Annotated in this window: 18 protein-coding genes and 1 pseudogene; 6 read left to right on the top strand and 13 right to left on the bottom strand. The window is 58.1% G+C overall.

Going from position 1 to position 21,927, the window contains the following annotated elements; genetic code table 11:
- Positions 1–10: 10 nt before the first annotated feature.
- Entirely contained in the window at positions 11–2,725 is a 2,715-nt protein-coding gene (locus CENROD_RS12515; RefSeq protein WP_238551760.1) for a response regulator, read from the bottom strand.
- Positions 2,726–2,833: 108 nt separating this feature from the next.
- Positions 2,834–3,145 (bottom strand): annotated as a pseudogene (locus CENROD_RS14575) (PAS-domain containing protein); the annotation flags it as partial.
- Between the two features lie 390 nt (positions 3,146–3,535).
- Between CENROD_RS14575 and CENROD_RS14345 the strand changes: the two are divergent.
- Both CENROD_RS14345 and CENROD_RS14340 read left to right on the top strand, forming a co-directional pair.
- Entirely contained in the window at positions 3,536–3,814 is a 279-nt protein-coding gene (locus CENROD_RS14345; RefSeq protein ID WP_238551758.1) for a hypothetical protein, read from the top strand.
- 36 nt (positions 3,815–3,850) lie between these two features.
- A complete protein-coding gene (locus CENROD_RS14340; protein WP_238551757.1) occupies positions 3,851–4,075 on the top strand; it encodes a hypothetical protein in 225 nt (74 codons plus the stop codon).
- Between the two features lie 438 nt (positions 4,076–4,513).
- Here CENROD_RS14340 and CENROD_RS07850 read toward each other — a convergent pair whose 3' ends face one another.
- The 3 genes from CENROD_RS07850 to CENROD_RS13595 all read right to left on the bottom strand — a co-directional run bounded on the left by CENROD_RS07850 (position 4,514) and on the right by CENROD_RS13595 (position 8,907).
- The gene (locus CENROD_RS07850; RefSeq protein ID WP_022774048.1) at positions 4,514–5,167 is read right to left on the bottom strand and encodes a response regulator; all 654 of its coding nucleotides are present in this window, start codon (positions 5,165–5,167) and stop codon (positions 4,514–4,516) included.
- A gap of 36 nt (positions 5,168–5,203) precedes the next feature.
- Positions 5,204–8,557, bottom strand: a complete 3,354-nt coding sequence (locus CENROD_RS07845) for a PAS domain S-box protein (protein ID WP_022774044.1) — start codon at positions 8,555–8,557, stop codon at positions 5,204–5,206.
- Between the two features lie 104 nt (positions 8,558–8,661).
- A complete protein-coding gene (locus CENROD_RS13595) occupies positions 8,662–8,907 on the bottom strand; it encodes a Fic family protein (RefSeq protein ID WP_022774040.1) in 246 nt (81 codons plus the stop codon).
- Between the two features lie 96 nt (positions 8,908–9,003).
- On the opposite strand from CENROD_RS13595, the gene CENROD_RS07840 reads away from it, so the two are divergent.
- Positions 9,004–10,212 carry an ATP-binding protein gene (locus CENROD_RS07840; RefSeq protein ID WP_022774036.1) on the top strand — a complete coding sequence of 403 codons (1,209 nt, stop codon included), beginning with the start codon at positions 9,004–9,006 and terminating at the stop codon, positions 10,210–10,212.
- Between the two features lie 175 nt (positions 10,213–10,387).
- On the opposite strand, the gene CENROD_RS07835 is transcribed toward CENROD_RS07840, so the two are convergent.
- Complete coding sequence (locus tag CENROD_RS07835; RefSeq protein WP_022774033.1) at positions 10,388–10,915, bottom strand: Fic family protein; 528 nt, start codon at positions 10,913–10,915, stop codon at positions 10,388–10,390.
- Between the two features lie 129 nt (positions 10,916–11,044).
- Here CENROD_RS07835 and ilvA point away from each other — a divergent pair, with 129 nt between their 5' ends.
- Genes ilvA through CENROD_RS07820 form a run of 3 tightly spaced genes read left to right on the top strand, consistent with a single transcriptional unit; the run spans position 11,045 to position 15,398 of the window.
- Positions 11,045–12,610, top strand: a complete 1,566-nt coding sequence (ilvA, locus tag CENROD_RS07830) for a threonine ammonia-lyase, biosynthetic (RefSeq protein WP_022774029.1) — start codon at positions 11,045–11,047, stop codon at positions 12,608–12,610.
- Positions 12,607–13,530, top strand: a complete 924-nt coding sequence (locus CENROD_RS07825; RefSeq protein WP_041193414.1) for a 5'-nucleotidase — start codon at positions 12,607–12,609, stop codon at positions 13,528–13,530. Before ilvA ends, CENROD_RS07825 begins: the two co-directional genes overlap by 4 nt.
- A gap of 41 nt (positions 13,531–13,571) precedes the next feature.
- Complete coding sequence (locus CENROD_RS07820) at positions 13,572–15,398, top strand: ABC transporter ATP-binding protein/permease (protein ID WP_022774027.1); 1,827 nt, start codon at positions 13,572–13,574, stop codon at positions 15,396–15,398.
- A 24-nt stretch (positions 15,399–15,422) separates the two neighbouring features.
- On the opposite strand, the gene CENROD_RS13925 is transcribed toward CENROD_RS07820, so the two are convergent.
- The 7 genes from CENROD_RS13925 to CENROD_RS07790 all read right to left on the bottom strand — a co-directional run bounded on the left by CENROD_RS13925 (position 15,423) and on the right by CENROD_RS07790 (position 21,891).
- The gene (locus tag CENROD_RS13925; protein ID WP_187292289.1) at positions 15,423–15,581 is read right to left on the bottom strand and encodes a hypothetical protein; all 159 of its coding nucleotides are present in this window, start codon (positions 15,579–15,581) and stop codon (positions 15,423–15,425) included.
- A 32-nt stretch (positions 15,582–15,613) separates the two neighbouring features.
- Positions 15,614–16,153 carry a hypothetical protein gene (locus CENROD_RS07815; RefSeq protein ID WP_022774024.1) on the bottom strand — a complete coding sequence of 180 codons (540 nt, stop codon included), beginning with the start codon at positions 16,151–16,153 and terminating at the stop codon, positions 15,614–15,616.
- Positions 16,154–16,341: 188 nt separating this feature from the next.
- Positions 16,342–17,436: a protein-glutamate methylesterase/protein-glutamine glutaminase gene (locus CENROD_RS07810; protein ID WP_022774020.1), complete on the bottom strand. Its 1,095-nt coding sequence runs from the start codon at positions 17,434–17,436 to the stop codon at positions 16,342–16,344.
- 88 nt (positions 17,437–17,524) lie between these two features.
- Complete coding sequence (cheD, locus tag CENROD_RS07805; protein ID WP_081699848.1) at positions 17,525–18,238, bottom strand: chemoreceptor glutamine deamidase CheD; 714 nt, start codon at positions 18,236–18,238, stop codon at positions 17,525–17,527.
- A gap of 55 nt (positions 18,239–18,293) precedes the next feature.
- Entirely contained in the window at positions 18,294–19,160 is an 867-nt protein-coding gene (locus tag CENROD_RS07800; RefSeq protein ID WP_022774011.1) for a CheR family methyltransferase, read from the bottom strand.
- Positions 19,161–19,221: 61 nt separating this feature from the next.
- Positions 19,222–19,704, bottom strand: coding sequence for a chemotaxis protein CheW (locus CENROD_RS07795; RefSeq protein ID WP_022774006.1), 483 nt, complete (start codon positions 19,702–19,704; stop codon positions 19,222–19,224).
- A gap of 18 nt (positions 19,705–19,722) precedes the next feature.
- The gene (locus tag CENROD_RS07790; protein ID WP_022774001.1) at positions 19,723–21,891 is read right to left on the bottom strand and encodes a chemotaxis protein CheW; all 2,169 of its coding nucleotides are present in this window, start codon (positions 21,889–21,891) and stop codon (positions 19,723–19,725) included.
- Between the last annotated feature and the right edge of the window lie 36 nt (positions 21,892–21,927).

Genomic DNA, 21,927 nt, shown 5'->3' with positions numbered 1-21,927 from the left:
AGGATGCCGCTTACGCCACGACGACTTGGTTGCGACCCTGCGATTTTGCTGCATAGAGCGCTCGATCAGCATCTTGCAGGATGCTGTGAGGAGTATTGCTGGAACTCACATATAGCGAACACACGCCGATGCTGATCGTGACATGGTCGGCGACAGTGGATTGTTCGTGCGGAATCGCAAGATTGCCAACGGCTTCGCGCAAATTGTCCGCGATGGTCACTGCCCCTTCTTGGCTGCATTCGGGCAAGAGGACGAGGAACTCTTCGCCGCCATACCGTCCAACGAAATCGCCAGGACGCCGCAATTCTTGCCATAGGGCCGCAGCAATATGTTGCAGGCATATATCGCCTGCGCCATGACCATAACGATCATTGAAATTCTTGAAGTGATCGACATCAATCATCAAAACCGAGAGTGCAATCCCGTCTCTGCGCGAACGACCGCATTCACGATCCAACGCTTCTTCGATCGAACGTCGGTTGGGAATATCTGTCAGGCCATCGATCATCGCCAGTTTCTCCAGACGTTCTGTCTTTTGCTTCAGCCGGATATGCACATGGACCCGTTCCAACATCAAGGGAATGCTGATTGGCTTGGTAATGTAATCCACTGCCCCCAGGTTGAAGCCATGTTGTTGGTTCATCATGTCATCTTTGGCGGAAGTGAAAATGATGGGAATCTCTTGCGTGGCAGGTTCCCGCTTGATGCGACGACATACCTCATAGCCATCCATTCCCGGCATCATCACATCGAGCAGGATCAAATCGGGTTTTTCGGAACGTAGCAACATGGCCAGCGCAGCGTAACTGTTTGTTGCGCAGCGCACGTCGTAACGATTGACCAATGCTTTGGCCAATATATGTATATTTCCTGGCATGTCATCCACGATCAGCACCTTCGGTAAGGGCAAGGCAACGGAATCCTTGGCATTCATAAGAATTTTGTTTGTTTCGATTCCACACGCTGTGGCCAATTCCAGCAATGCGATCTTTGCCGAAGGATAGTCGAAGAGATCGAGTTGTTGCTTGAGGTTGTCGCACAGGGCAATGGGATCGGATTCGATGAGAAATTGCCGTAGCTCGTCCAATCGTTCGGGGCGCACGTAGCCGGATCGTTCCAAAATCGGCGCCATGTCCTTCAGGATGGCTTCGACACGGGCTGCGTCGAAGGCCGCAGTCGTGGCTGGCGTTGGTTCCAAAGTCTGGCTAATCGTTGCAATGGTTTGCGCCAAAGCAATTTGGAAGCCCTCCAGCGATGGAATTTGTTGATCATCCCATTCCCGTTCGAGTTGCAGGCTGCAATTTCCCAACTCCGTTGCGCCAATCGACAGCGATATGCCTTTGATGGTATGCACCATTCGCCGCATTTCCGTCCACTTGCCGGCAGCGTAATCCGCTTCGATTTGTGCGCCGCTTTGCGCAAAATCGCGCGCAAATCCATGCAAGGCACTGCGCAGCAGGTTCCAGTTGTGCCCCATCCGTACGATGGCGTCTGAAAAGTCCAACCCTGGAACACGGAAAGGCAAGCCGAGGATGACCGACTGCGTGACTGCGGCCGACGTTCCCGATATGGTTTGCCTAGCTGGCACCCAGCGCAGCAGGGCGGCACACAACTCCGTGATATCGACCGGCTTGGCTATGAAATCGTCCATGCCTGCTTCTTGGCAGGATTCCCGGTCTGCCACCGTTGCCGCCGCAGTCATCGCGATGATGGGGGTGCTCTGGTTCCGTGACTGGGCGCGGATGTGGCGCGAGGCTTCCACACCATCCATTTCCGGCATTTGCAAATCCATCAAGATGGCGTCGTACCGCTGATTTGCGGCCTTTTCGATACCTTCCAGGCCATCGTTGGCTACCGTGACGTGCAGTCCCATTTGTTGGAGCAGGTCTGCCGCAATCAATTGGTTCGTAGGGTTGTCCTCGACCAGCAGGATATGGGCGCCGCGAATCGCATCGAGCCGACAGCGGCCTTCTTGTATGTCGCTCCATGGATGCGGGCTTTCCTCTTCAGCGTGGATGCCCTGCAGGCTGGCTGCACACCGCTTGGCGGGCGTCGCGTTCGATACTTGGCATTGCACCGTAAAAGTGAAGACGCTGCCATGACCCGGTTTGCTTTCGACCGAAATGCTGCCACCCATCAACGCGACCAAGCGCTTGCAGATGGCCAACCCCAGGCCCGTTCCACCGTATTTGCGGGTAGTGGAAGCATCGGCTTGTTCGAAGGCACCGAAGAGTTTGTCGATTTGGGCAGGTGTTATGCCGATGCCGGTGTCGCTGACCATGACTTGCAGCATGAGGTTGTCGCCATCCAGCGGCCGTTGCTTCATCGTCACGCGAACATGACCGCTTTGGGTGAATTTGAGGGCGTTGCCGACCAAGTTGTTGAGCACTTGCTTGATGCGCGTGGGATCGCCATGGAGCACCGCAGGAAGGTCGGGGGCAATATCGAAGGCGAGTTCGATATTCTTGTCTTCAGCACTGAAAGAAAAAAGACTTGCGGTATTGCCGAGCACTTCGGCCAATTCGAAATCGACAGCCTCGATATCCAGCTTGCCGGCCTCGATTTTGGAATAGTCGAGGATGTCGTTCAGAATGCCCAGCAGTGACCGGGCCGAGTCCTGCAATTTATTCAGATAGTCACGTTGTTGAACATGGAGTGCAGTATTCAGAAGTAGCTGCGTCAACCCCATCACGCCGTTCATGGGCGTGCGGATCTCGTGGCTCATGGTGGCCAGGAATTGGCTTTTCGCGATACTGGCTGCTTCGGCAGCTTCCTTGGCATTGATGGATTCCGTAATGTCTACACGAAAGCTGACCAGTTTGCCGTTGGGCATTGGGCGATCGATTATGCGCATCCATTTGCCGTCGTGCATGCGTCGTACGACAGCACCCCCTTCGCGGCGAAGTGCAAGTTCGCTGGCAACCCATGCGTCGATATCTTGGGGAGGATGTTCGCCATGCTCGGCGCGTGCGCGCAAAAGTTCTTCCAATGTCATCCCGGGAACAATCATAGCGGAAATGTTGGAGTATATGTTTCGGTACTGATCATTACAAAATATCAAACGATCATCTGCACCATATACTGCAAAGGCTTCGCCAATGGTGTCAATGGCCAACCGCAGATTTTCTTCGGCTTCGCGGAGCATTTTTGCACTACCTGCTATTTTTGCCTGATGCTGGTAGGAATGAATCAGGAATGCGCAAACGGTGCCCGCAAATGCAAGCAATACCAGGATACCGAATACGGCATGTTTCCTTTGGAGTTGCTGCGACAGCACCAGGGGTTGCAGTTCCTTGATTTCGTTGATGCCCACACCGGTAGCCAGCGGCCAGCTTGAAGATTTTGTCCAGGCAAACAGAAGGGGAATCTTATCGACCGTCGATACCGAACGGAAAATCCCTTTTTCCCCAGCTTTTGCCTGTAGATAAGGCCGATCAGGTGGAACGGTGAGGGAGATAGATTCCTGCAAATTCTTGCTTCGGGTAATGAATTTGCCGTCATTGCGTACAACGAAGACCAAATCTTCCGGATGGGTATGGAGCAAGGCGAATCGATGGGCGAGGTGGTCTGCACGTACTGCAATGCCGACGACCCCGACCAGCCGATTCCCATTGTGTATCGGTCTGGTAATGTGGACAACCGGTACGTTGGCCATGCTGTCGAGCATCACATGCCCGATGAACAATTCATCACTCTTTCGCGTAAAATGAACTTGTATATATTCGCAGTCACCCATGCACCGTTGCTGCCCGGAAAGGTTGGAAACAAACTTTATATTTCCATCCGTATCCCACACCATCACGGACTGCAATAGGCCGTTCGGATATCCATCCAGAACTTCTTGCACGGCATGAACAAAGCGGTTGTGATCGGAGAGAAAGCTGTACCGTATTTGCTTCAAACCAATGTCGATACTACGAATCAGGACGTCGAATTCCTGTTCGACGGCAAGGTTGATCAACCGAACGCGCTGCTCATTGCGCGCCTTTGCCTCTTCCAGTTGTTCTTCATGCGTGGTGGTCAAGGAATGCCAAAAATATCCGCTACCAGCGATTGCTGTGGTGACAATGCTTAAAACCCACGCCAATACAGCATTGCGTGGGAGTAACAATAAATGATCCATAGGAAAAATGCGGTAGTATGCAGACAGGTTGCGATAGTGCTTGGAGAAATTACGATGTTGCAGACTGGAGCAAACGTACCGTCTGCACAACGGTTTGGGACCACTCCACTTGGCCTGGCGATGCTTGCAGCGCTTGCTCACGCTGAAGAAACCGGGACTGACGCAAAACCGGCCCAGCGTCGTACTACCCACATGCCGTACTGCTGCATACTGGTTGCGTAGGTATGCATAGCCGGGACAATGTTGCGTAGTCCCAAGGGCAAAGATTCTGCCTACGCCCAGGTGCAGAAAAGTCAGTCGATCCTGACCTATCCTCAGGAAATTCTGAGGCGCGGCTTGTCGAGGGAGGGGCGTTGTTACGCAGTGGGTGCGGCAACGTCTGGTGGGGATTCAGGCGCCGATGTTGTGCTGGATGGCGTAGCGCGTCAGTTCGACGATGCTGGACACATGCAACTTTTCCATCATTTTGGCTTTGTGCGTGCTGACGGTTTTGTTGCTGATTCCGAGCGTGGCGGCAATGTCATTGATGCTCAGCCCGGCTACCAGCCATTTGAATACCTGCATTTCCCTATTTGTCAACAAGGAGTGCAATGCAGACGTGGCGGAAGGCGTTTCTGTAAAAACCATCTTTGCCGCCAGCCCGGGAGTAATGAAGGTTTGGTGCGAAGATACTGCGCGGATTGCGGGAAGCAGGACGTCGAGGTCACAATCCTTGGTGATATATCCGGATGCCCCCGCTTTGATGGCCATCATGGCAATATGGGGTTCATCGTACATGCTCAATACCAGAATAGGGAGACAGGGATAACAGGCTTTGATGCGCGAGATCAATTCAGCGCCACTCATTCCGGGCATATTCATATCGAGTAGCAAAATGTCATACACATTTTTGCTCAATTGCTCCAGCAATTCTCTGCTGTTGGAGGCTTCCCCTGCAACCTGAAAGTCGCTGACGTGTTCAAAAATCATTTTCAAACCGCTGCGCACAATCGCATGGTCATCGACGATCAGGATGCGAATATTATTGGTTTGCATCTTGCTCATGTTGTCTAGATGGAAGGAAATAGGGACCAATGCAAATCAAGTCCCTGTCTTGGGTGATGCAGGCTTCCATGGCAGGGTGAGTCGGATTGTCGTTCCTTGCATGGGTGTGCTGCCGATTTCCAAACGCCCTTCCAAGGCAATGGCCCGTTCATGCATGCCCAGCAAGCCAAAAGACTTGTTCATGCCGACTTCCTCAATACGAAAGCCAACCCCGTTGTCACAAATTTCGACAACCAGGGTATCCTGGACATCGAGAGTGAGAGTGATGGCTACTTTGCTTGCTGTCGCGTGACGGATGATGTTGTTCAAGGATTCCTGGACGATCCGATAGACTACAACGTATGTTTTTTTGTCCATGGGAATATTTTCTTCAGGAATATCGATGTCGAAAGTGAGATCGGTGTTGCTTTGATGTTCACGGCACAAGTAGCTGATGGCATTTTGGATGTCGAGATCCAAGGTCGTTGGTCGCAGGTACAAGATGACATTGCGTACATTGCGAATTCCTTGATCCAGGATGTCCTTCATGTCCGATACCAATTTGGGCAATGCCGGATCCAACGAGCAATAGCGCATTTCCATGAGCAGCAGATTCATCCGTAGTCCGGTGAGAACTTGCCCAAGTTCGTCATGAATTTCCCGTGCGATATGTTTTCTTTCTTGTTCTCGCGCAATTTCATTTTGTACGACCAGTTCACGCAACCGTTGTCGCGAAACGCCGAGTGCGATTTCGGCCCTTGCGGAAATCAATTCTTCTTCGATCAATTTTCGATCTGTAATATCGCTGGCAAACCCATGCCATAGAATTGCCCCATTTTCATCGGGCTGGGGCATGGCATTGGCTATGACCCACCGTTCGCTACCATCCTGCAAGATCATACGGAACTCATGATTCCATAGCGATAACTCTCTTGCAGATTTTTCTATCGAAAAATGCAATCCATCGAGGTCCTCAGGGTGTACTTGCTGAATAATCTTGGTGGCATCATCGTGTACATCGTGGGGATTGATGCGGAACAGTTCTCGTATAGTATTGCTTATATACGGAAAGCAGAGTTGGCCATCCCGATTTCTTTGGAATGTATAGACCACTCCTGGAACGCGGTCGGCGATTTGTTGTAATCTCGTCAAAATTTCTTTCTGTTCTGCTTCAGCCTGGATGCGTGCGGACACGTCGATCAGCACCCCAATCAACGCTGTGCCGCCTTGCTGGAGAAACCCCATGTGCAATGCATACCAACCAAGCTGACCGTTTTTTTGAACCAATTGCAATTCCTGTCGAAATGTCGTACCGGTTTGCATGGCTGGCAGAGCATACTGGCAAAAATCCGCATACGAAGTATCGCTGGAATAGAACTGGCGCATGGAGCAACCATGCAATTCACCTTCCGCATATCGGAGCATGGTACACAACGCAGTATTGGTCCATGCAATCGTCATCGAGTGGTAAATTTTGAAAATTCCAACCAGATCGCTGCTTAGAATGGCTCTTTGCTCATCCAATAATTGTTCCAGCCGAATTTCCGCAAGCTTTCTGGTGGTGATGTTTTCATGCGCGACAATGGCACCTTGTCGCAACCCCAGCAATGGGTATACATTCATACGGAACCAGCGCTGTTCTTCTGGCGAATCGCAGGGATAGTCCAGTGTGAAGTGATTCAGCTTACTTTGTAATACGGCATCAATGCCTTCCCATGCCGGTGGAGCTGCGGTACTGGTATTGTCAGGGCAAGCGCAAAAATTTTTGTAATTTTTGCCGACTGTTGTGTCCACCAGTTCGGGGGCGCCATTTTCTTGCGCGAACCGATTCCAGGAAGCATTGACTGCCGTGATCACGCCATGGTGGTTCAGGACTGCGATGTGTGACGGGATCGAATTCAGAATCGCTTGGGAAAATGCATCGTGTTCTCGAAGCGATTCGATTTCGAGCAGAGAGCCGAGTTCTATTGCTGAATCCAATTCTTCTGTAGTCCAGGGCAGGCTTTTGCCTTCGATCGTCGTCAAAAATTGGGCGAATGACTTTCGGGGAGAAATGCGCCCCGTTTCGTCCGTGGTATGGGGTTGTTGGGGGTCTCCACCCCATTGCATGGTCTGTGATCGCTCTACCCGAAACCAGATCAGGGTCATCTGTAGGGTGCTCGGCAAGGATATGCAAAGTGCTCCGGCAATACCACGCGAAACAGGCCCAATATCCAGATCCTGGAAAATCGAGTTGGTATGGAACAATGCGCTATTGCCATGGCGTTCGATTCGGCATCGTTGCATTGCACGAATTTGTTCCGTGGTGGGAACCGTACCGATGACCGATACAATGTCATCGACTTGGAGCGCGAATCCATCCGCATGGACTACGCCAAGCAGGTCTTGTTTCTCCTCAGACTGCATCAGAGTCTGAAAATCCACCTTGCGGATTTTCTCCACCAGCGTTCTACGCCGCAAAGCCAGTTCCGCCTGGATTTCCTGCTTTCTCCGAAGCAATCTTTCTTCCAGCAGGCATCCTATATCTGCACAAAACCAACCCAGTGCATCGCGTTCCTGTACGCCGAAGTATTTTGGTTTGCTTTTGTTCTGGCAGGAAATCAATCCCCACAAGGTATCATTCACGACCAATGAACCAACCAATGTTGCGCTCACCCCTATGTTGCACAAATACTCGATATGGACGGGGGATACGCTGCGCAGGCTGGATGCTGCAAGATCGATCGAATGCTTGTCAGGGTGGCCCCATATCGACGATGGTGTGTAGTGGACATCGGGAATCGAGCGTATTGTGCTGAACTGGTACAACTCCCGTGCTGGAGTAGGAATATCCGATGCAGGGAAATGCAGTCCGAGATACGGTTCGATATGTTCGTCGCGGGCTTCGGCAATCACTTGGCCGTTCCATGCCTCATCGAAGCGATAGATCATCACGCGGTCGAAACCCGTAATCTTTCTAATGATTTGCGCCGCTTCCCGCGTCAGTGATTCGACCTGGGTATGCTTTCGCAAGGTGGCAAGTCCCTGCCGCAATGCATAGTGGTATCGGGTAAAGTTGGCTTCTTCATTGATCGATTCTATATCCAGAAGGAGAAACCTTTCGCCACCATCATGCTGGCGAATGCTCCAGGTTTTTCCCTGGAGCGAAACCATCGCCGGTGGCATCGTTGCAAGATTGGCCTGATTGTCCTGTCGTACGAGATGGTCCAGAATGGGTTCTGCAAAGATATGCTGGAGATGTTGGCCCAGAATCTTTTGGGGAGCTATTCCCAATAAAGAAGAACAGGATTCACTGGCTGCTTCGACGGTCCAGGTTCGTGCATTGAGAACCAGCACAGCGCCATGCGGTTGAATAGCGCCGGGGAAACGGATCGGTTCCGATACGCAGCTTGCGATGTCTTGGTTAGGCATAGGGAACCCCTTTCGTCTGTTGCGTCCCATTGCAGGGTACCGGGTAGCCGATGGATACGAGCAGAAACGCCCCGAGCAGAAATGCCACGACTTCGTGCTGCGATCTACACGAGATTCACCGCACGGTACACCTGCGTGGGATCGTTGGGTTTGTCCGGCCAGGTCATCGCGATATGTCCAGCCTCAAGCAGGGGATGCACATGGTAGATAGTGTCTGCATATTCCGGTGAACGTGGGGACCGCTGATTCCAGCGAACATGACCGAGGGGGCGGTGTTGCGCGTTTTGATTTGGTGCCGCGCTGTTTTTTCGGCGGAATTCGCCTTGCTGGTTTGGGTTTTTTTCATGCATAGGCCCCTGCCAGGCCGCCGGGGGCCATAGGGGGCGCTCTGTATGGAACAACCAGCCTGCCAGTTTTGCTCAATACGTTGAGTAAAAATACTCAACATGGTGCGCAATCCTGAACCCACTTTCCAGCGTCCGCAGGCGGCGGTGCTGGCTGGTCGCCTGAACGAGCCGCGCCGATGCATCCAAGTGGTGGCCGGGCCTCGGCAAGTAGGCAAGTCCACGCTGGTACAGCAAGTCACCGCGACACTGCCGCAGCCGGTGCGTTATGCCAGTGCTGACGAGCCGATGCTTCGCGGCGCGGTCTGGATCGCCCAGCAGTGGGAAGCTGCGCGCCTGGCCATCGAAAACGCCGAGGGCGCGGTGCTGGTGCTGGACGAAATCCAGAAGATCGCGGGCTGGTCGGAAACCGTCAAGCGCCTGTGGGATGAAGACACCCGTGCTCGGTGTCCGCTCCAGGTGGTGCTGCTGGGTTCGGCACCATTGCTGATCGCGCAGGGTTTGACCGAAAGCCTGGCCGGGCGCTTCGAGGTGTTGCCGCTGTCGCATTGGTCGCTGGCGGAAATGCACGCCGCCTTTGGCTGGAGCGTGGAGCAATACGTGTTCTACGGCGGTTATCCGGGCGCTGCGCCTTTGGTCGGCGAGCATAAACGCTGGGCGCGCTATGTTGCAGACAGCCTGATCGAAACGTCGATTGCACGCGATGTGCTGCTGCTCACCCGGGTGGACAAGCCCGCGCTGCTGCGCCGCCTGTTCGAACTGGCCTGCCACTACTCGGGGCAAGTGCTGTCATACACCAAGATGTTGGGCCAACTGCAGGACGCAGGCAACACCACGACGTTGGCGCATTACCTCAATCTGCTGGCTGGCGCCGGCATGGTCTGCGGTGTGCCCAAGTACGCAAGAGACGTGGCGCGCAACCGGGCCTCCAGCCCCAAATTGCAAGTGCTTAACACCGCGCTGATGACGGTGACGAGTGGCCTGACGCTGGATGAGGCCCGCGCCGACCGCGAATTCTGGGGGCGGCTGGTCGAATCTGCCGTAGGCGCACACTTGGCCAATGCCGCCATGCGCGGCGAATGCACGCTGCACTACTGGCGCGAAGGCAACCGCGAGGTGGATTTCATCGTGCAGGCCGGGCGGCGCTTGACGGCCATCGAAGTAAAAAGCGGACGCGCCCCGCTGGCGCATCCAGGCATCTCCGCCTTTGCCGAGGCATTCCAGCCACAGCGCAGCCTGCTGGTGGGCGGCGACGGCATCGCGCTGGAGGATTTTTTGCTGCGTCCCGTTGCGCACTGGGTGGCAGGGTGATCGCAGGCTTTGATTGCGGATTCCGGTTCCATGTGAACGGGGATTCCGGGAACGTGACCGAGGAGTAACTTCGAGAACCCCTTTCGTCTGTTGCGTCCCATTGCAGGGTACCGGGTAGCCGATGGATACGAGCAGACACGACCCGAGCAGAAACGACCCGACTGCGTGCTGCGATCTACACGAGATTCACCGCACGGTACGCCTGCGTGGGATCGTTGGGTTTGTCCGGCCAGGTCATCGCGATATGTCCAGCCTCAAGCAGGGGATGCACATATTTCTGCCGGACATACTCCGGGTTCCGGCCGAGCAGCAACCCCAGTTCTTCGAGCCGACAGGCTCTGTGGCGCAGCAGATGCAGCACGACTTTCCGGACGGCGTGCGGCGGGCTGCGTTGGCCCAGGCTGCAGATTTGCGCGCCCAGATTGCCGGGAAGGGTGGCCAGCAATGCCTGGCGAGCGGCAGCAATGCTTTCCTCCGGGACTTTCGAGTCCCTAGATAAGGCATCGGGGTCCCTAGATAAGGCGCTGGGGCTTCCTGCCAACATGTGGTCGGTGGGTTGGTACCAGGTGGCCGAGCCTCGGCCTTTTTGCGCAAACAGCCCTGCATCAAGCAACGATCTTCCAACTTGGCTTGCGCTTTTGGCTTCGATGCGTTCGGTTTCGTCAAGCAACTGGAGTTGCTCGAAAAGCTCCTGGGCGGTCATTGCGTGGTGTTTCCGATCTGGAACCGCGATGGGCACATTCAGGTAGTATGGCATCGACCGGTTCGCCCCAGGGCAGTAGCCGGTTCCCCTCATGGGAGCGCAACGCTCCCGGTTTCCGTACCGATTTCCATGTCTTCCATTCCCCCCCTGTCTACCGACGACTACCTCAAAAAAATCCTGACCGCACGCGTCTATGACGTGGCGGTCGAAACGCCGCTCGAATGCGCCCCGGTGCTGAGTGCGCGAACCGGCAATACCGTGCTGCTTAAGCGCGAAGACCAGCAGCCGGTACACAGTTTCAAGCTGCGCGGCGCGTACAACAAGATGGCGAACCTGGCTCCCGATCTGTTGGCCCGAGGCGTGGTGTGCGCTTCCGCAGGCAACCATGCGCAGGGAGTGGCCCTGGGTGCCCGGCGCTTGGGAACCCGCGCAGTCATCGTCATGCCGACGACGACCCCGCAAGTCAAGATCGATGCCGTGCGCACCCTGGGCGGCGAGGTGGTGCTCGTCGGCGAAAGCTATTCCGATGCCTACGCCCACGCCGTCACCGTTGGGCAGGAGCAAGGGCTGACTTTCGTCCACCCCTTCGACGACCCCGACGTCATTGCGGGGCAAGGCACCGTCGCGATGGAAATCCTGCGCCAGCGGCCCCGGCAGCTTGATGCTGTGTTCGTCGCGGTGGGCGGCGGTGGGCTGCTTGCGGGCGTGGCCAGCTACATCAAGGCCGTGCGCCCCGAGGTTCGCGTGATCGGCGTGCAGATGAACGATTCGGACGCTTTTGCACGATCGGTATCCGCCGGGGAACGGGTCACGTTGTCCGATGTGGGGCTGTTTTCCGACGGGACGGCCGTCAAACTGGTGGGGGAAGAGACCTTTCGCATTGCGCGCGAGCTGGTCGACGACTACGTGCTCGTCGATACGGATGCCGTCTGCGCGGCGATCAAGGACGTCTTCATCGACACCCGCAGCATCGTCGAACCCGCAGGGGCGCTGTCCGTCGCCGCAGCGAAGCAGTACGCAGCCATGCATGGCGTGCAGGGGCAGACTTTCGTCGCGATCCTCTGCGGGGCGAACATGAACTTCGACCGGCTGCGCTTCGTTGCCGAGCGTGCCGAGGTCGGCGAGGAACGCGAAGCGCTGTTCGCAGTGACCTTGCCGGAGGAGCGCGGGAGCTTCCGCCGCTTTTGCGAGCTGATCGGCGACCTGCCCGCGCTCGGCGGGGAAAGCCGCGCACGCAACGTCACCGAGTTCAATTACCGCATCAGCGACGCGAACAAGGCGCATGTTTTCGTCGGGCTGACGACGACGGTGCGCGGCGAATCCGCGCACATCGCACAAGTGCTGGACCAGCAGGGGTTCGATGCGCTCGACCTCACGCACGACGACCTGGCCAAGGAGCATCTGCGCCACATGGTCGGCGGGCATTCGCCGCTGGCGCACGACGAGCGTTTGCTGCGCTTCGTGTTCCCCGAACGGCCTGGGGCGTTGCTCCAGTTTCTGCGCCTGATGCAGCCCAACTGGAACATCAGCCTGTTCCACTACCGCAACCAGGGCGCAGACTACGGGCGCATCCTCGTCGGCATCCAGGTTCCCCAAGCAGACGATGCCGCCTTTGCGCAATTCCTATCCACCTTGGGATACCCATGGGTGGAGGAAACGGCCAACCCTGCCTACCGCATCTTTTTGCAATCGTGAGCGCAACCCTGTCTGGCAAGCTCGTCGTCGCCCTCTCCAGCCGGGCGCTGTTCGATTTCGAGGAAGAAAACCAAGTCTTCGAGCATGGCAACGACCGCGACTACATGGCTTTGCAGCGCGAACGGCTGGAGATTCCGGCACGGCCCGGCGTGGCTTTTGCGCTGGCGCGCAAGCTGCTCGACGTTCGCCTGGGGACGCAGGCCACCGATCCCAGCCTCGTCGAGGTGGTGATCCTCTCGCGCAACGACCCTGTGTCGGGGATGCGCGTGTTCCGGTCGGTACGGCACTACGGCCTGCGTATCGACCGGGGCGTTTTCACGCGGGGGGAAGCGCCGTGGCGTTACCTGCGCCCGCTGCACGCCCATCTTTTTTTGAGCGCGCATTCCAGCGACGTCCGCGCAGCGCTCTCCGCCGGGGTGCCTGCTGCGCTCGTCTACCCCCGCAGCGCGCACGCCAGCGACGCCCACCCCAACGAGATTCGCATTGCCTTCGACGGCGATGCCGTGCTGTTCAGCGACGAAGCCGAGCGCGTGTTCCAAAGCCTGGGGCTGGAGGCCTTCCACCGCCATGAGGTCGATCACGCCGACCAACCCCTGCCCGATGGCCCCTTCAAACCCTTGCTGACCGCACTCCAACGCCTGCGCGCCGCGCCGACGATGCGATTGCGCACCGCCTTGGTGACGGCCCGCAGCGCCCCAGCGCACGAACGGGCGATTAACACGTTGATGAATTGGGGGGTGGAGGTGGATGAGGCCTTGTTTTTGGGGGGGCTGCCGAAGGCCGAATTTCTGCGCGAGTTCGAACCGGACTTCTTTTTCGACGACCACACCGGGCATCTGGCCTCTGCGGCGGCGGTGGTTCCGTGCGGGCACGTGGCGAGTGGGGTGCATAACGAGGGGAACCCCGGCGGTTTGCTTTGAGCAGGGTGCCGTGAATGGCTGAGGCAAGGAAAAGGAAAGCAATGCGAATCGTGCAAACCTGGCGCACCGTGCATGGCACCGGCGCAAGCGCCTTGGCGCTGATACGGCCTTTTTTTGCTTCGGAGCACAAGGTGCGTGCGTGGTCGCTGCTCGCTGCCATCGTCGCGCTGAATCTGGGCCTGGTGTGGCTGGCGGTGTGGTTCAACGAATGGAACCGCCTGTTCTACGACGCCCTGCAAGAGCGCAATGCGCAGGAGTTCTGGAAGCAATTGGGGCGCTTCGCGGCCCTGGCTGCGGTGTTCATCCTGGCCGCCGTCTACAAGTTCTATCTGACGCAGGTGCTCGAATTGCGATGGCGTGCGTGGATGACGCGCCATTACCTCGACCGCTGGCTTTCCCACCAGGCGTACTACCGCCTCGAACTGCGCCGCTTTGCCGGCGCAGCGCCCGATGCGCCGGGGCCGGACAACCCCGACCAGCGGATGCAGGAAGACATCCAGCAGTTCACGGGCTACACGCTGTCGCTGAGCATGGGTTTGCTCCACGCCGTGGTGACCTTGGCGAGCTTCGTCGGCATTCTGTGGACTCTTTCCGGGTCTTTCACCTTCGATGTGGCGGGCGTGTCGGTGGTCGTCCCCGGTTTCATGGTGTGGCTGGCCGTCTTGTATTGCGCTGCGGGCAGTTACCTCACGCACCGCATCGGTAAGCCACAGATTCGGCTGAACTTTCTGCAACAGCGCCGTGAGGCGGACTTTCGCCATCATCTGGTGCGGGTGCGCGAGGCCAGCGAGGCCATTGCGCTCGACCGGGGGGAAAGCGCCGAGCTTGCCGGGCTACAGGGGCGATTCGATCGCGTGCTCGACAACACCTGGGCGCTGATCCGTGCGCAAAAGAACCTGATCTGGTTCACGAGCTTTTTTGGGCAAGCGGCGGTGGTGTTCCCGTTCCTCGTGGCCTCGGGCCGTTTTTTGAGCGGTGCCATCCAGTTGGGCACCTTGATGCAAATCGCCAGCGCGTTCGGGCAAGTGCAGGGCGCGTTGAGCTGGTTCGTGGAGCAGTACACCGGCATTGCGGCGTGGAAGGCGACGACGGACCGGCTGACCGGCTTTGACGATGCCTTGCGCGCTGCGCGGTTGCAGGAGAAGGAGGAGGGGGAGCTGGTCGTCACGGCAGCGGAAGAACTGCGGATGGAAGATGTACGCATCAATCTGCCGCCTGGCGTGCCCATCGACGCTTTCACCGCTGCGGTTACGTTGGATGACGCGCCCCGCAATGGCGTTTTGCTCGACGGATTGCACTGGGGCGTTCCCGCCGGGCGCAGCGTGTTGTTGCGCGGCGCCTCCGGCATGGGCAAATCGACGTTGTTCCGTGCAATCGCCGGAATCTGGCCTTATGGAAGCGGGCGCATCGAACGGCCCGGCGATGCGGTCTTCCTGCCTCAAAAGCCGTACCTCCCCGTGGGAACGCTGCGTGACGCGCTGTGCTACCCCGAGGCCCGACGGATCGACGACGATGCCTTGCGCGAGGCGCTGCGCCAGGTCGGGCTGGAAGCATTGGGGGATCGGCTCGACGAGCACGCCGCGTGGGGGCAGACGCTCTCCGGCGGCGAGGTGCAGCGGCTGGCCATTGCCCGCGTGCTGTTGCGCCCGGCGCGGTGGGTCTTTGCCGACGAGGCCTCCAGCGCGCTCGATGCCGTGGCGGAAGAGCAGGCGTACCGCGCTTTGCTCGGCCATGTCCACGCCCAAGGCGGAACCCTGGTATCGATTGGCCACAAGCCAACGCTGGCTGCACTACACGGGGAATGCTGGGAACTGTGCGCCGGGGTGCCCCCTTTGCGCCGTTGCCCTGGCGACACCCCCGCTCTATAGCGTTGCCGGGGCTGGTGGACAGAATCACCCAAAGACAAAAAAACGGCCCAAGGCCGCTTCGTTTTTGTCATCCCCAACCTTGGCGCATTCGGCAACCAGCGCAGGATGTGCGCCGTACCCCGAGGGGCTATGCCGATACCCGGCTGCTTGCAGATCGATGAGATCGGTGAGTGCAAACGCCAAGCAACGTTCTAGGTCAAAAGCTAAGTCAAAGCCTAAGTCAAAGGCTTCTCGGCCTTCTGAATCTTGTTGGGAGAGTAGGTGAACACCTCTGTAGACATTTCTCCCTTGGGCAGATGTTGCAGCTCCTCCTTGGGTTGGATGCGCAATTCGTCCTTGGCCTGCTGTTGCACCTGAATGGCGCTGGCACTGGCCTCCCACAAAGACTTGAGGTAGTTGATGATCAGCTCTTGCAGCGGGGGCTTGGGCGGTTCCTTGGCTTCCTCGGTCTCCGAGACGCGCCGAGTCTTGGCTTCGGGGTCTTGGGCATCCAGGGGATCGCCGCCACGGCTGGGGTCGACACGGCTGGGGTCATAGACCTTTGCGTAGATTCCATCGCCATCGTTGGGAACCAATTCGTTCTGATGGCTACGGTTGATCATGTTGATGACGCTAGGCGTGGCTACCGGTTCCGTCAAGCCATGCGGCGCCGTGTTCACCGGGGGCACCGGTATGACGCGGCCAGTCGAGAACGCCGCAGCATCAGCGGAGATGGGCCGCTGGCCGGGTATTCGATCAATGGTGGGCAGTTGCATGATGACTCGGATTACAGAATGAGTCCGTAGTCCTTCCTCCGTTCGTAGGGTGTTATTCGGCAGAATTGACGGGGAATTTAGCCCCTTCTGCAACTTTTTTTTCGCCTACTCGTGCCGAGCCTCCCCGCTACAGGGTGCTGCCCATCCGCCGGGGGCGCCCATCCCGCGCCAGCCGGTCGATAGTTACCTCAAATTCGATAGCGATCAGTCAAAGCGCCCAGCTTGCCCAGCAGGGCAGGGGCGATTTGCGTCAGCGGCAAGACTTCGTCAGCAGCACCGTGGGCAATGGCTTCCTTGGGCATGCCGAATACGACGCAGGTGGATTCGTCCTGCGCGTAGTTGTAGCTACCGGCATCCTTCATTTCCCGCATGGCTTTGGCGCCATCGTTGCCCATGCCTGTGAGCATGACCCCAAATGCGTTGCGCCCGACGACCTGTGCCACGGAGCGGAACAGCACTTCCACTGACGGCTTGTGGCGGTTGACGAGCGCGCCGTCTTCGACTACCGCGACGTAGTTGGCGCCGCTGCGCGTGATGGAAAACTGCTTGCCCCCCGGAGCGATGTAGGCATGGCCGGGCAGGATGCGTTCTCCATCGACAGCCTCTTGTACGGCAATTTGGCATAGCCCGTTGAGCCGTGCGGCAAAACTTGTCGTGAACCCTGCCGGCATGTGCTGGGTGATGACGATGGCCGGGGCATTGGCAGGCATAGGCACCAGGACTTCCTTGATCGCCTCGGTCCCCCCCGTCGATGCGCCGATGGCGATGAGTTTTTCCGTAAATACTCGCCCCGTCAGGGCAGATCCGGCTGTAGGCTGCGCTGGCGCCGTTGCCGATGCTTGCGTTGGTGCAGGCGCAGCGACCGTCCTTTTGATCCGCGCCGCAGCGGCGATGCGCACCTTGTCGACGATCTCCGTCGCCAGCTCGTTGAGCCCATCGACGATGCCAATGCGGGGCTTGGAAACGAAGTCCACCGCGCCGAGTTCGAGCGCACGCATCGTGACGTCGGCACCGCGCTCGGTCAGCGTGGAAATCATGACGACAGGAGTAGGCCGTAGGCGCATCAACCGGCCGAGAAAGTCGATCCCGTCCATGCGCGGCATCTCGATATCGAGCGTGATGACGTCGGGATCCAGCTCCCGGATCATTTCCCGGGCGATGAGCGGGTCGTTGGCAGCACCGACGCATTCCATGTCCGGCTGCCGATTGATGATTTCTGCCAGCAGACGCCGTACGAGCGCCGAATCGTCTACCACTACGACACGAGTCTTTTTCAATTGCATCTCCCCTGGATCGTTGCGGACACCACACGTGCCGCGTGAAGGATGACGACCAGGCGCGCAGCCGACGGATACGTAGACCGGCGCCGGTTCAGAACAAGTCGACCGAGCCCCCTGCGGTGGACTGGACGACACGGGCCACATTCCCCTTGCGTTCCTGCACCACCAGCGCTTCCGGATGCGCATGGGCAAGGCGCTTGACCAGCGCCTTGCCACTGAGGGGGAAATAACACACCTTGCGTGGGTGAATGTCGAGCACGTCTTGCGAGATTATCGGAATGCGTTCGGTCGCGAGATAGTCCAGCACGAACTCGGTATTGCGTTCCCCCACGTTCATGGCGGTGAATCCTGCCATGACTTGTCCGCCCCCGAACACCTTGGCCTGCATCGTCTCGCGTCGGCCACCGAGCTTGACCATCTGGTTGATGAGCAGTTCCATCGCGTAGGAACCGTAGCGCCCCATCCCCTCGGTGCTTTCGCCATCGGGCAGCATGAAGTGATTCATTCCCCCCGCACGCACCCGGGAATCCCAGATGCACGCGGCGATGCATGACCCCAGCACCGTTGTGATGAGGATGTCTTCGGTAGACACGTAGTACTCGCCGGGCAGGACCTTGACGGCGTCGTACCGGAAATGGTTGTCGCTGTAAAAAAAGGAAGCTTCGCCGGGGTTGCGGGGCAACGTCTTGAGCCGTTCCAGGCGCGGTGACTTGGCACTTCCGGGCTTGGCTGGGGCCGTGGATGCACTCCCCGTGGCACCAGGATGCCCGGAGGAAGCAAAGGCCGTGTTCTGCATCAGACTCATACACAACGCCGCGAGCGGCCGGGATGCGCAACGATGCGCTGATTGGGGGCGCGCATCATGGCAGACGCTCGTATACCGTTTTCCCTTTGGGGACGAACAGATCTCGGGCTTCGCTGAAATTTTCGGCGTGACCAACGAATAACAGTCCCTTGGGTGCCATGACGCGGTGGATACGTTCCAGGACTTGCCTCTGGGTCTTGGAGTCGAAGTAAATCATGACATTGCGACAGAACACGACATCGAACGGTTCCCGAAACGGCCAATCGTCCCGGACGAGGTTGACGGAGAGAAATTGGACCATCCGCTGTAGTTCGGGCTTGATACGAACGCGGCCCAGATTGGCATCTTTGCCGCGTAGGAAGAAACGTTGCAACTGGGCCTCGCTGAGGTTCTTGAGCCCGTCGACGCGGTAGATGCCTTCGCGTGCGGTGGCCAAGACCTTCGAGTCGATGTCGCTGGCAACGAGACTGACCCGTGCGCCGGATCCCAGCGCTTCCAGCGCGGTCATGAGGATCGAATACGGCTCTTCCCCCGTCGAAGCAGCACTGCACCAGAGCTTCCATGTCCCATGGTGTGGGCGCGACTGCAAATGTTCCGCAAGAATGTCAAAGTGGTGACGCTCCCGAAAGAATGAGGTCAGATTGGTCGTGAGCGCATTGATGAACTCCTGCCATTCCGGCCCATCGTGCCCTTCGAGCCAGTGCAGGTATTCCGAAAAGCTGCGGTGCCCCGTTTCGCGCAGCCTGCGGGCGAGACGGCTGTACACCATGGCGTGCTTGCCATCGTGCAGACTGATCCCTGCGCGCTGGTAGATCAGCGCCTGCACCTTGTCGAAGTCTGCATCGCACCAGGGAAACTCGCGTCCCTGCATGTCGGTGGGGGTGGACTCCCCCCAAGGAGGGACAGGTAGCGCAGCAGCCATACGAATCAGGAGGAACCTGTTGCCGTCGCGATTCGCCGGGGCACCTGCTGCCAGTGCCCTGTTAGAGCAAATCGGAATTGAGACCCATATCGTCCGCAGACATCAGTTTTTCGATGTCGAGCAGGATGAGCATGCGTTCCCCCATGGAGCCTAGACCTACGACGGCGTCGCTGTCGATCACGCTTTCCACGTCTGGGGCAGGGCGCATGTTTTCGGGCGCAATTTCCATCACGTCGCTGACCGAATCGACAACGATGCCGACGATGCGTTGGTGCAGATTGAGGACGATCACCACGGTGAATGCGTCGTACGTGGCTTGTTCACACTGAAAGCGCAGACGCATGTCGACGATGGGGACGATAGTCCCCCGAAGGTTGACGACCCCCTTGATGAAGTGCGGGGCGTTGGCAATCCTCGTGGGCGATTCGTACCCGCGAATTTCCTGTACCTTGAGGATGTCGATCCCGTACTCTTCGCGGTCGAGCCGGAAGGTCAGATACTCCCGCGCGCCGGAAGTGGCGTTGCTCTTTTCCGTAGCTCCCATCTTGCTTCTCCGATGACTCTAGTGGCGGGAACGACGCACCAGCGCGGCGGTATCCAGGATGAGCGCCACTTTGCCATCGCCCAGGATCGTCGCGCCCGACACGTTGGGCACCTTGCGGTAGTTGGTTTCGAGGTTCTTGACGACGACCTGTTGTTGTCCTAACAACTCGTCGACGAGGAGAACGACCCGGCTGCCTTCGGCCTCGATGACGACCATGATGTCGCTGGATCGATCCATTTCGAACCGGGGAACCTGGAAGACTTTTTCCAGCTCGATCACCGGCATGTATTCATCGCGCACCTTGACCAACTGCGCACCTTGCCCAACAGTGCTGACCGCGCCGGGCTGCACCTGAAAGGATTCGACCACCGAAGACAGTGGCAGGATGTAGACCTCGTCACCCACGCCTACAGACATGCCGTCCATGATTGCCAGCGTCAACGGTAGACGAACGGACACGCGCGTGCCATAGCCTTCAGATGATTCGATGTCGACGGTGCCGTTGAGCGCAGTGATGTTGCGCTTGACGACGTCCATGCCCACGCCCCGGCCAGATACGTCGGTGACGATCTCGGCAGTGGAAAAACCCGGCGCAAAGATGAGTTGCCATACCTCAGCGTCAGTCATCTGGTCGGAAACATCCATGCCGCGTTCCCTTGCCTTGACCAGAATTCTTTCCCGAGACATGCCGCGCCCATCGTCTCGCACTTCGATGACGATGGATCCACCCTGGTGGGCGGCGGATAGGGTGATGGTGCCTGTCTCCGGCTTCTTGGCTTGCACTCGGTCTGCAGGCATTTCGATACCGTGGTCGCAACTGTTGCGTACCAGATGGGTGAGGGGGTCGATGATTTTTTCGACCAATCCCTTGTCGAGTTCGGTGGCTTCCCCCTGGGTTACGAAATCGACCTTTTTGCCAAGTTTGCTGGCGAGGTCGCGCAACATGCGCGGGAAACGGCTGAACACGATCGACATCGGAATCATCCGGATCGACATCACCGATTCTTGCAAGTCGCGGGTATTGCGGTCGAGGTCGGTCAACCCGGTCAAGATCTGCTGATGCACTGCGGGGTCGAGAGCGCGGCTGCACTGCGCCAGCATGGCTTGCGTGATGACCAGTTCGCCGACGAGGTTGATAAGCTGATCGACTTTGCTGATCGCCACGCGAATCGTCGAAGCCTCGGGTTGGATCGCAGGTGGAGCAGGCCGCGCCGAGGCCGCTCCCGCTCGACTGCGGGCCGAGTCGGCGTCGGTGGTGGGACGCACAGCACCCTGTGAACCTGGGGCGCCTGGCGCGCCATCGAAGAAACCGTACCCTTCATCTGCTGGAGTGGCCGATGCCGGTTTGGCGTTCTCGGGCATCGCAGATTGCGGCACGACAGCCACGGGAGGCGCGGCTTCGGCGGGGGCAGCAATAGAGGGCGCGGCAACGGGGGTCTGATCGTCGATCGCCACCTGCTCGCGGGAGACATGGAAGGCAAACAAGTCGAGCAGATCGTCGTCTGTCGACGCCGTTTCGATCTTGAACATGCGGGTATCCGGGCGATCACAGGGGATGCCTTCGATGCGCCCCAAACCGGGAATGTCGTGGAACAGCTCGGCAATCGCGTCAGCAAGATCGGCGTGGGCCAGACGGCTGATCGTGACCACAAGTTGCCGGGACACGTTTTTGGCCTTGGCAGCAGGGGTCGGGACGGCAACTGGAGCAGCCATAGGGACAGGAGAGGGAGGGGGTGGTGGGGGAGGCGCCGCAGGAGCGTCTTCGCCGCTGGCCAGCACGCGGATACGTTGCACCAGATCGTGAGTCGGGATGGCTACCCCCATGCCGCCAGATTGGTGTCGTGCAAGCAGGCTGCGCGAAGCATCGGCGGATTCGAGGAGCACATCGACCATCGCGGAAGTGGTTTGCAGTTCGTGCCGACGAAGACGATCGAGCAGCGATTCCATTTGGTGGGTCAGCTCTGCCACATCCGAAAAACCGAAGGTCGCCGCACCACCCTTGACCGAATGGGCGCAGCGGAAGACGCCGTTGAGCACCTCATCGTCCGCAGTCTCCAAATTGAGGTTGAGCAGCATTTGTTCCATCAAGTCGAGGTTTTCTCCGGCTTCCTCGAAAAAAATTTGATAGAACTGGCTCAGGTCAAAGTCGCTGCCTGATCCGCCCGCTTCTGCGTGTGCCTCTGCCATGAATTTCTCCCCGCAATGGTTGTGTGCCGTTTCGTA

The sequence above is a fragment of the Candidatus Symbiobacter mobilis CR genome, assembly GCF_000477435.1.
Taxonomy (GTDB): Bacteria; Pseudomonadota; Gammaproteobacteria; order Burkholderiales; family Burkholderiaceae_C; genus Rhodoferax; species Rhodoferax mobilis.
The sequence above is the reverse complement of the archived record's forward strand: the minus strand, read 5'-3'. Positions and strand labels throughout refer to the sequence as shown.

Coding starts and splice junctions, on each gene's coding strand:
- CENROD_RS07835 (WP_022774033.1), bottom strand. CDS start 10,915: ATGACCGCCCAGGAGCTTTTCGAGCAACTCCAGTTGCTTGACGAAACC.
- CENROD_RS07850 (WP_022774048.1), bottom strand. CDS start 5,167: ATGAGCAAGATGCAAACCAATAATATTCGCATCCTGATCGTCGATGAC.
- CENROD_RS07840 (WP_022774036.1), top strand. CDS start 9,004: ATGGTGCGCAATCCTGAACCCACTTTCCAGCGTCCGCAGGCGGCGGTG.
- CENROD_RS07815 (WP_022774024.1), bottom strand. CDS start 16,153: ATGCAACTGCCCACCATTGATCGAATACCCGGCCAGCGGCCCATCTCC.
- CENROD_RS14345 (WP_238551758.1), top strand. CDS start 3,536: ATGGAGCAAGGCGAATCGATGGGCGAGGTGGTCTGCACGTACTGCAAT.
- cheD (WP_081699848.1), bottom strand. CDS start 18,238: ATGAGTCTGATGCAGAACACGGCCTTTGCTTCCTCCGGGCATCCTGGT.
- CENROD_RS14340 (WP_238551757.1), top strand. CDS start 3,851: ATGAACAAAGCGGTTGTGATCGGAGAGAAAGCTGTACCGTATTTGCTT.
- ilvA (WP_022774029.1), top strand. CDS start 11,045: ATGTCTTCCATTCCCCCCCTGTCTACCGACGACTACCTCAAAAAAATC.
- CENROD_RS07800 (WP_022774011.1), bottom strand. CDS start 19,160: ATGGCTGCTGCGCTACCTGTCCCTCCTTGGGGGGAGTCCACCCCCACC.
- CENROD_RS07790 (WP_022774001.1), bottom strand. CDS start 21,891: ATGGCAGAGGCACACGCAGAAGCGGGCGGATCAGGCAGCGACTTTGAC.
- CENROD_RS13595 (WP_022774040.1), bottom strand. CDS start 8,907: ATGCATGAAAAAAACCCAAACCAGCAAGGCGAATTCCGCCGAAAAAAC.
- CENROD_RS07820 (WP_022774027.1), top strand. CDS start 13,572: ATGCGAATCGTGCAAACCTGGCGCACCGTGCATGGCACCGGCGCAAGC.
- CENROD_RS12515 (WP_238551760.1), bottom strand. CDS start 2,725: ATGAGCCACGAGATCCGCACGCCCATGAACGGCGTGATGGGGTTGACG.
- CENROD_RS07795 (WP_022774006.1), bottom strand. CDS start 19,704: ATGGGAGCTACGGAAAAGAGCAACGCCACTTCCGGCGCGCGGGAGTAT.
- CENROD_RS07845 (WP_022774044.1), bottom strand. CDS start 8,557: ATGCCTAACCAAGACATCGCAAGCTGCGTATCGGAACCGATCCGTTTC.
- CENROD_RS07810 (WP_022774020.1), bottom strand. CDS start 17,436: ATGCAATTGAAAAAGACTCGTGTCGTAGTGGTAGACGATTCGGCGCTC.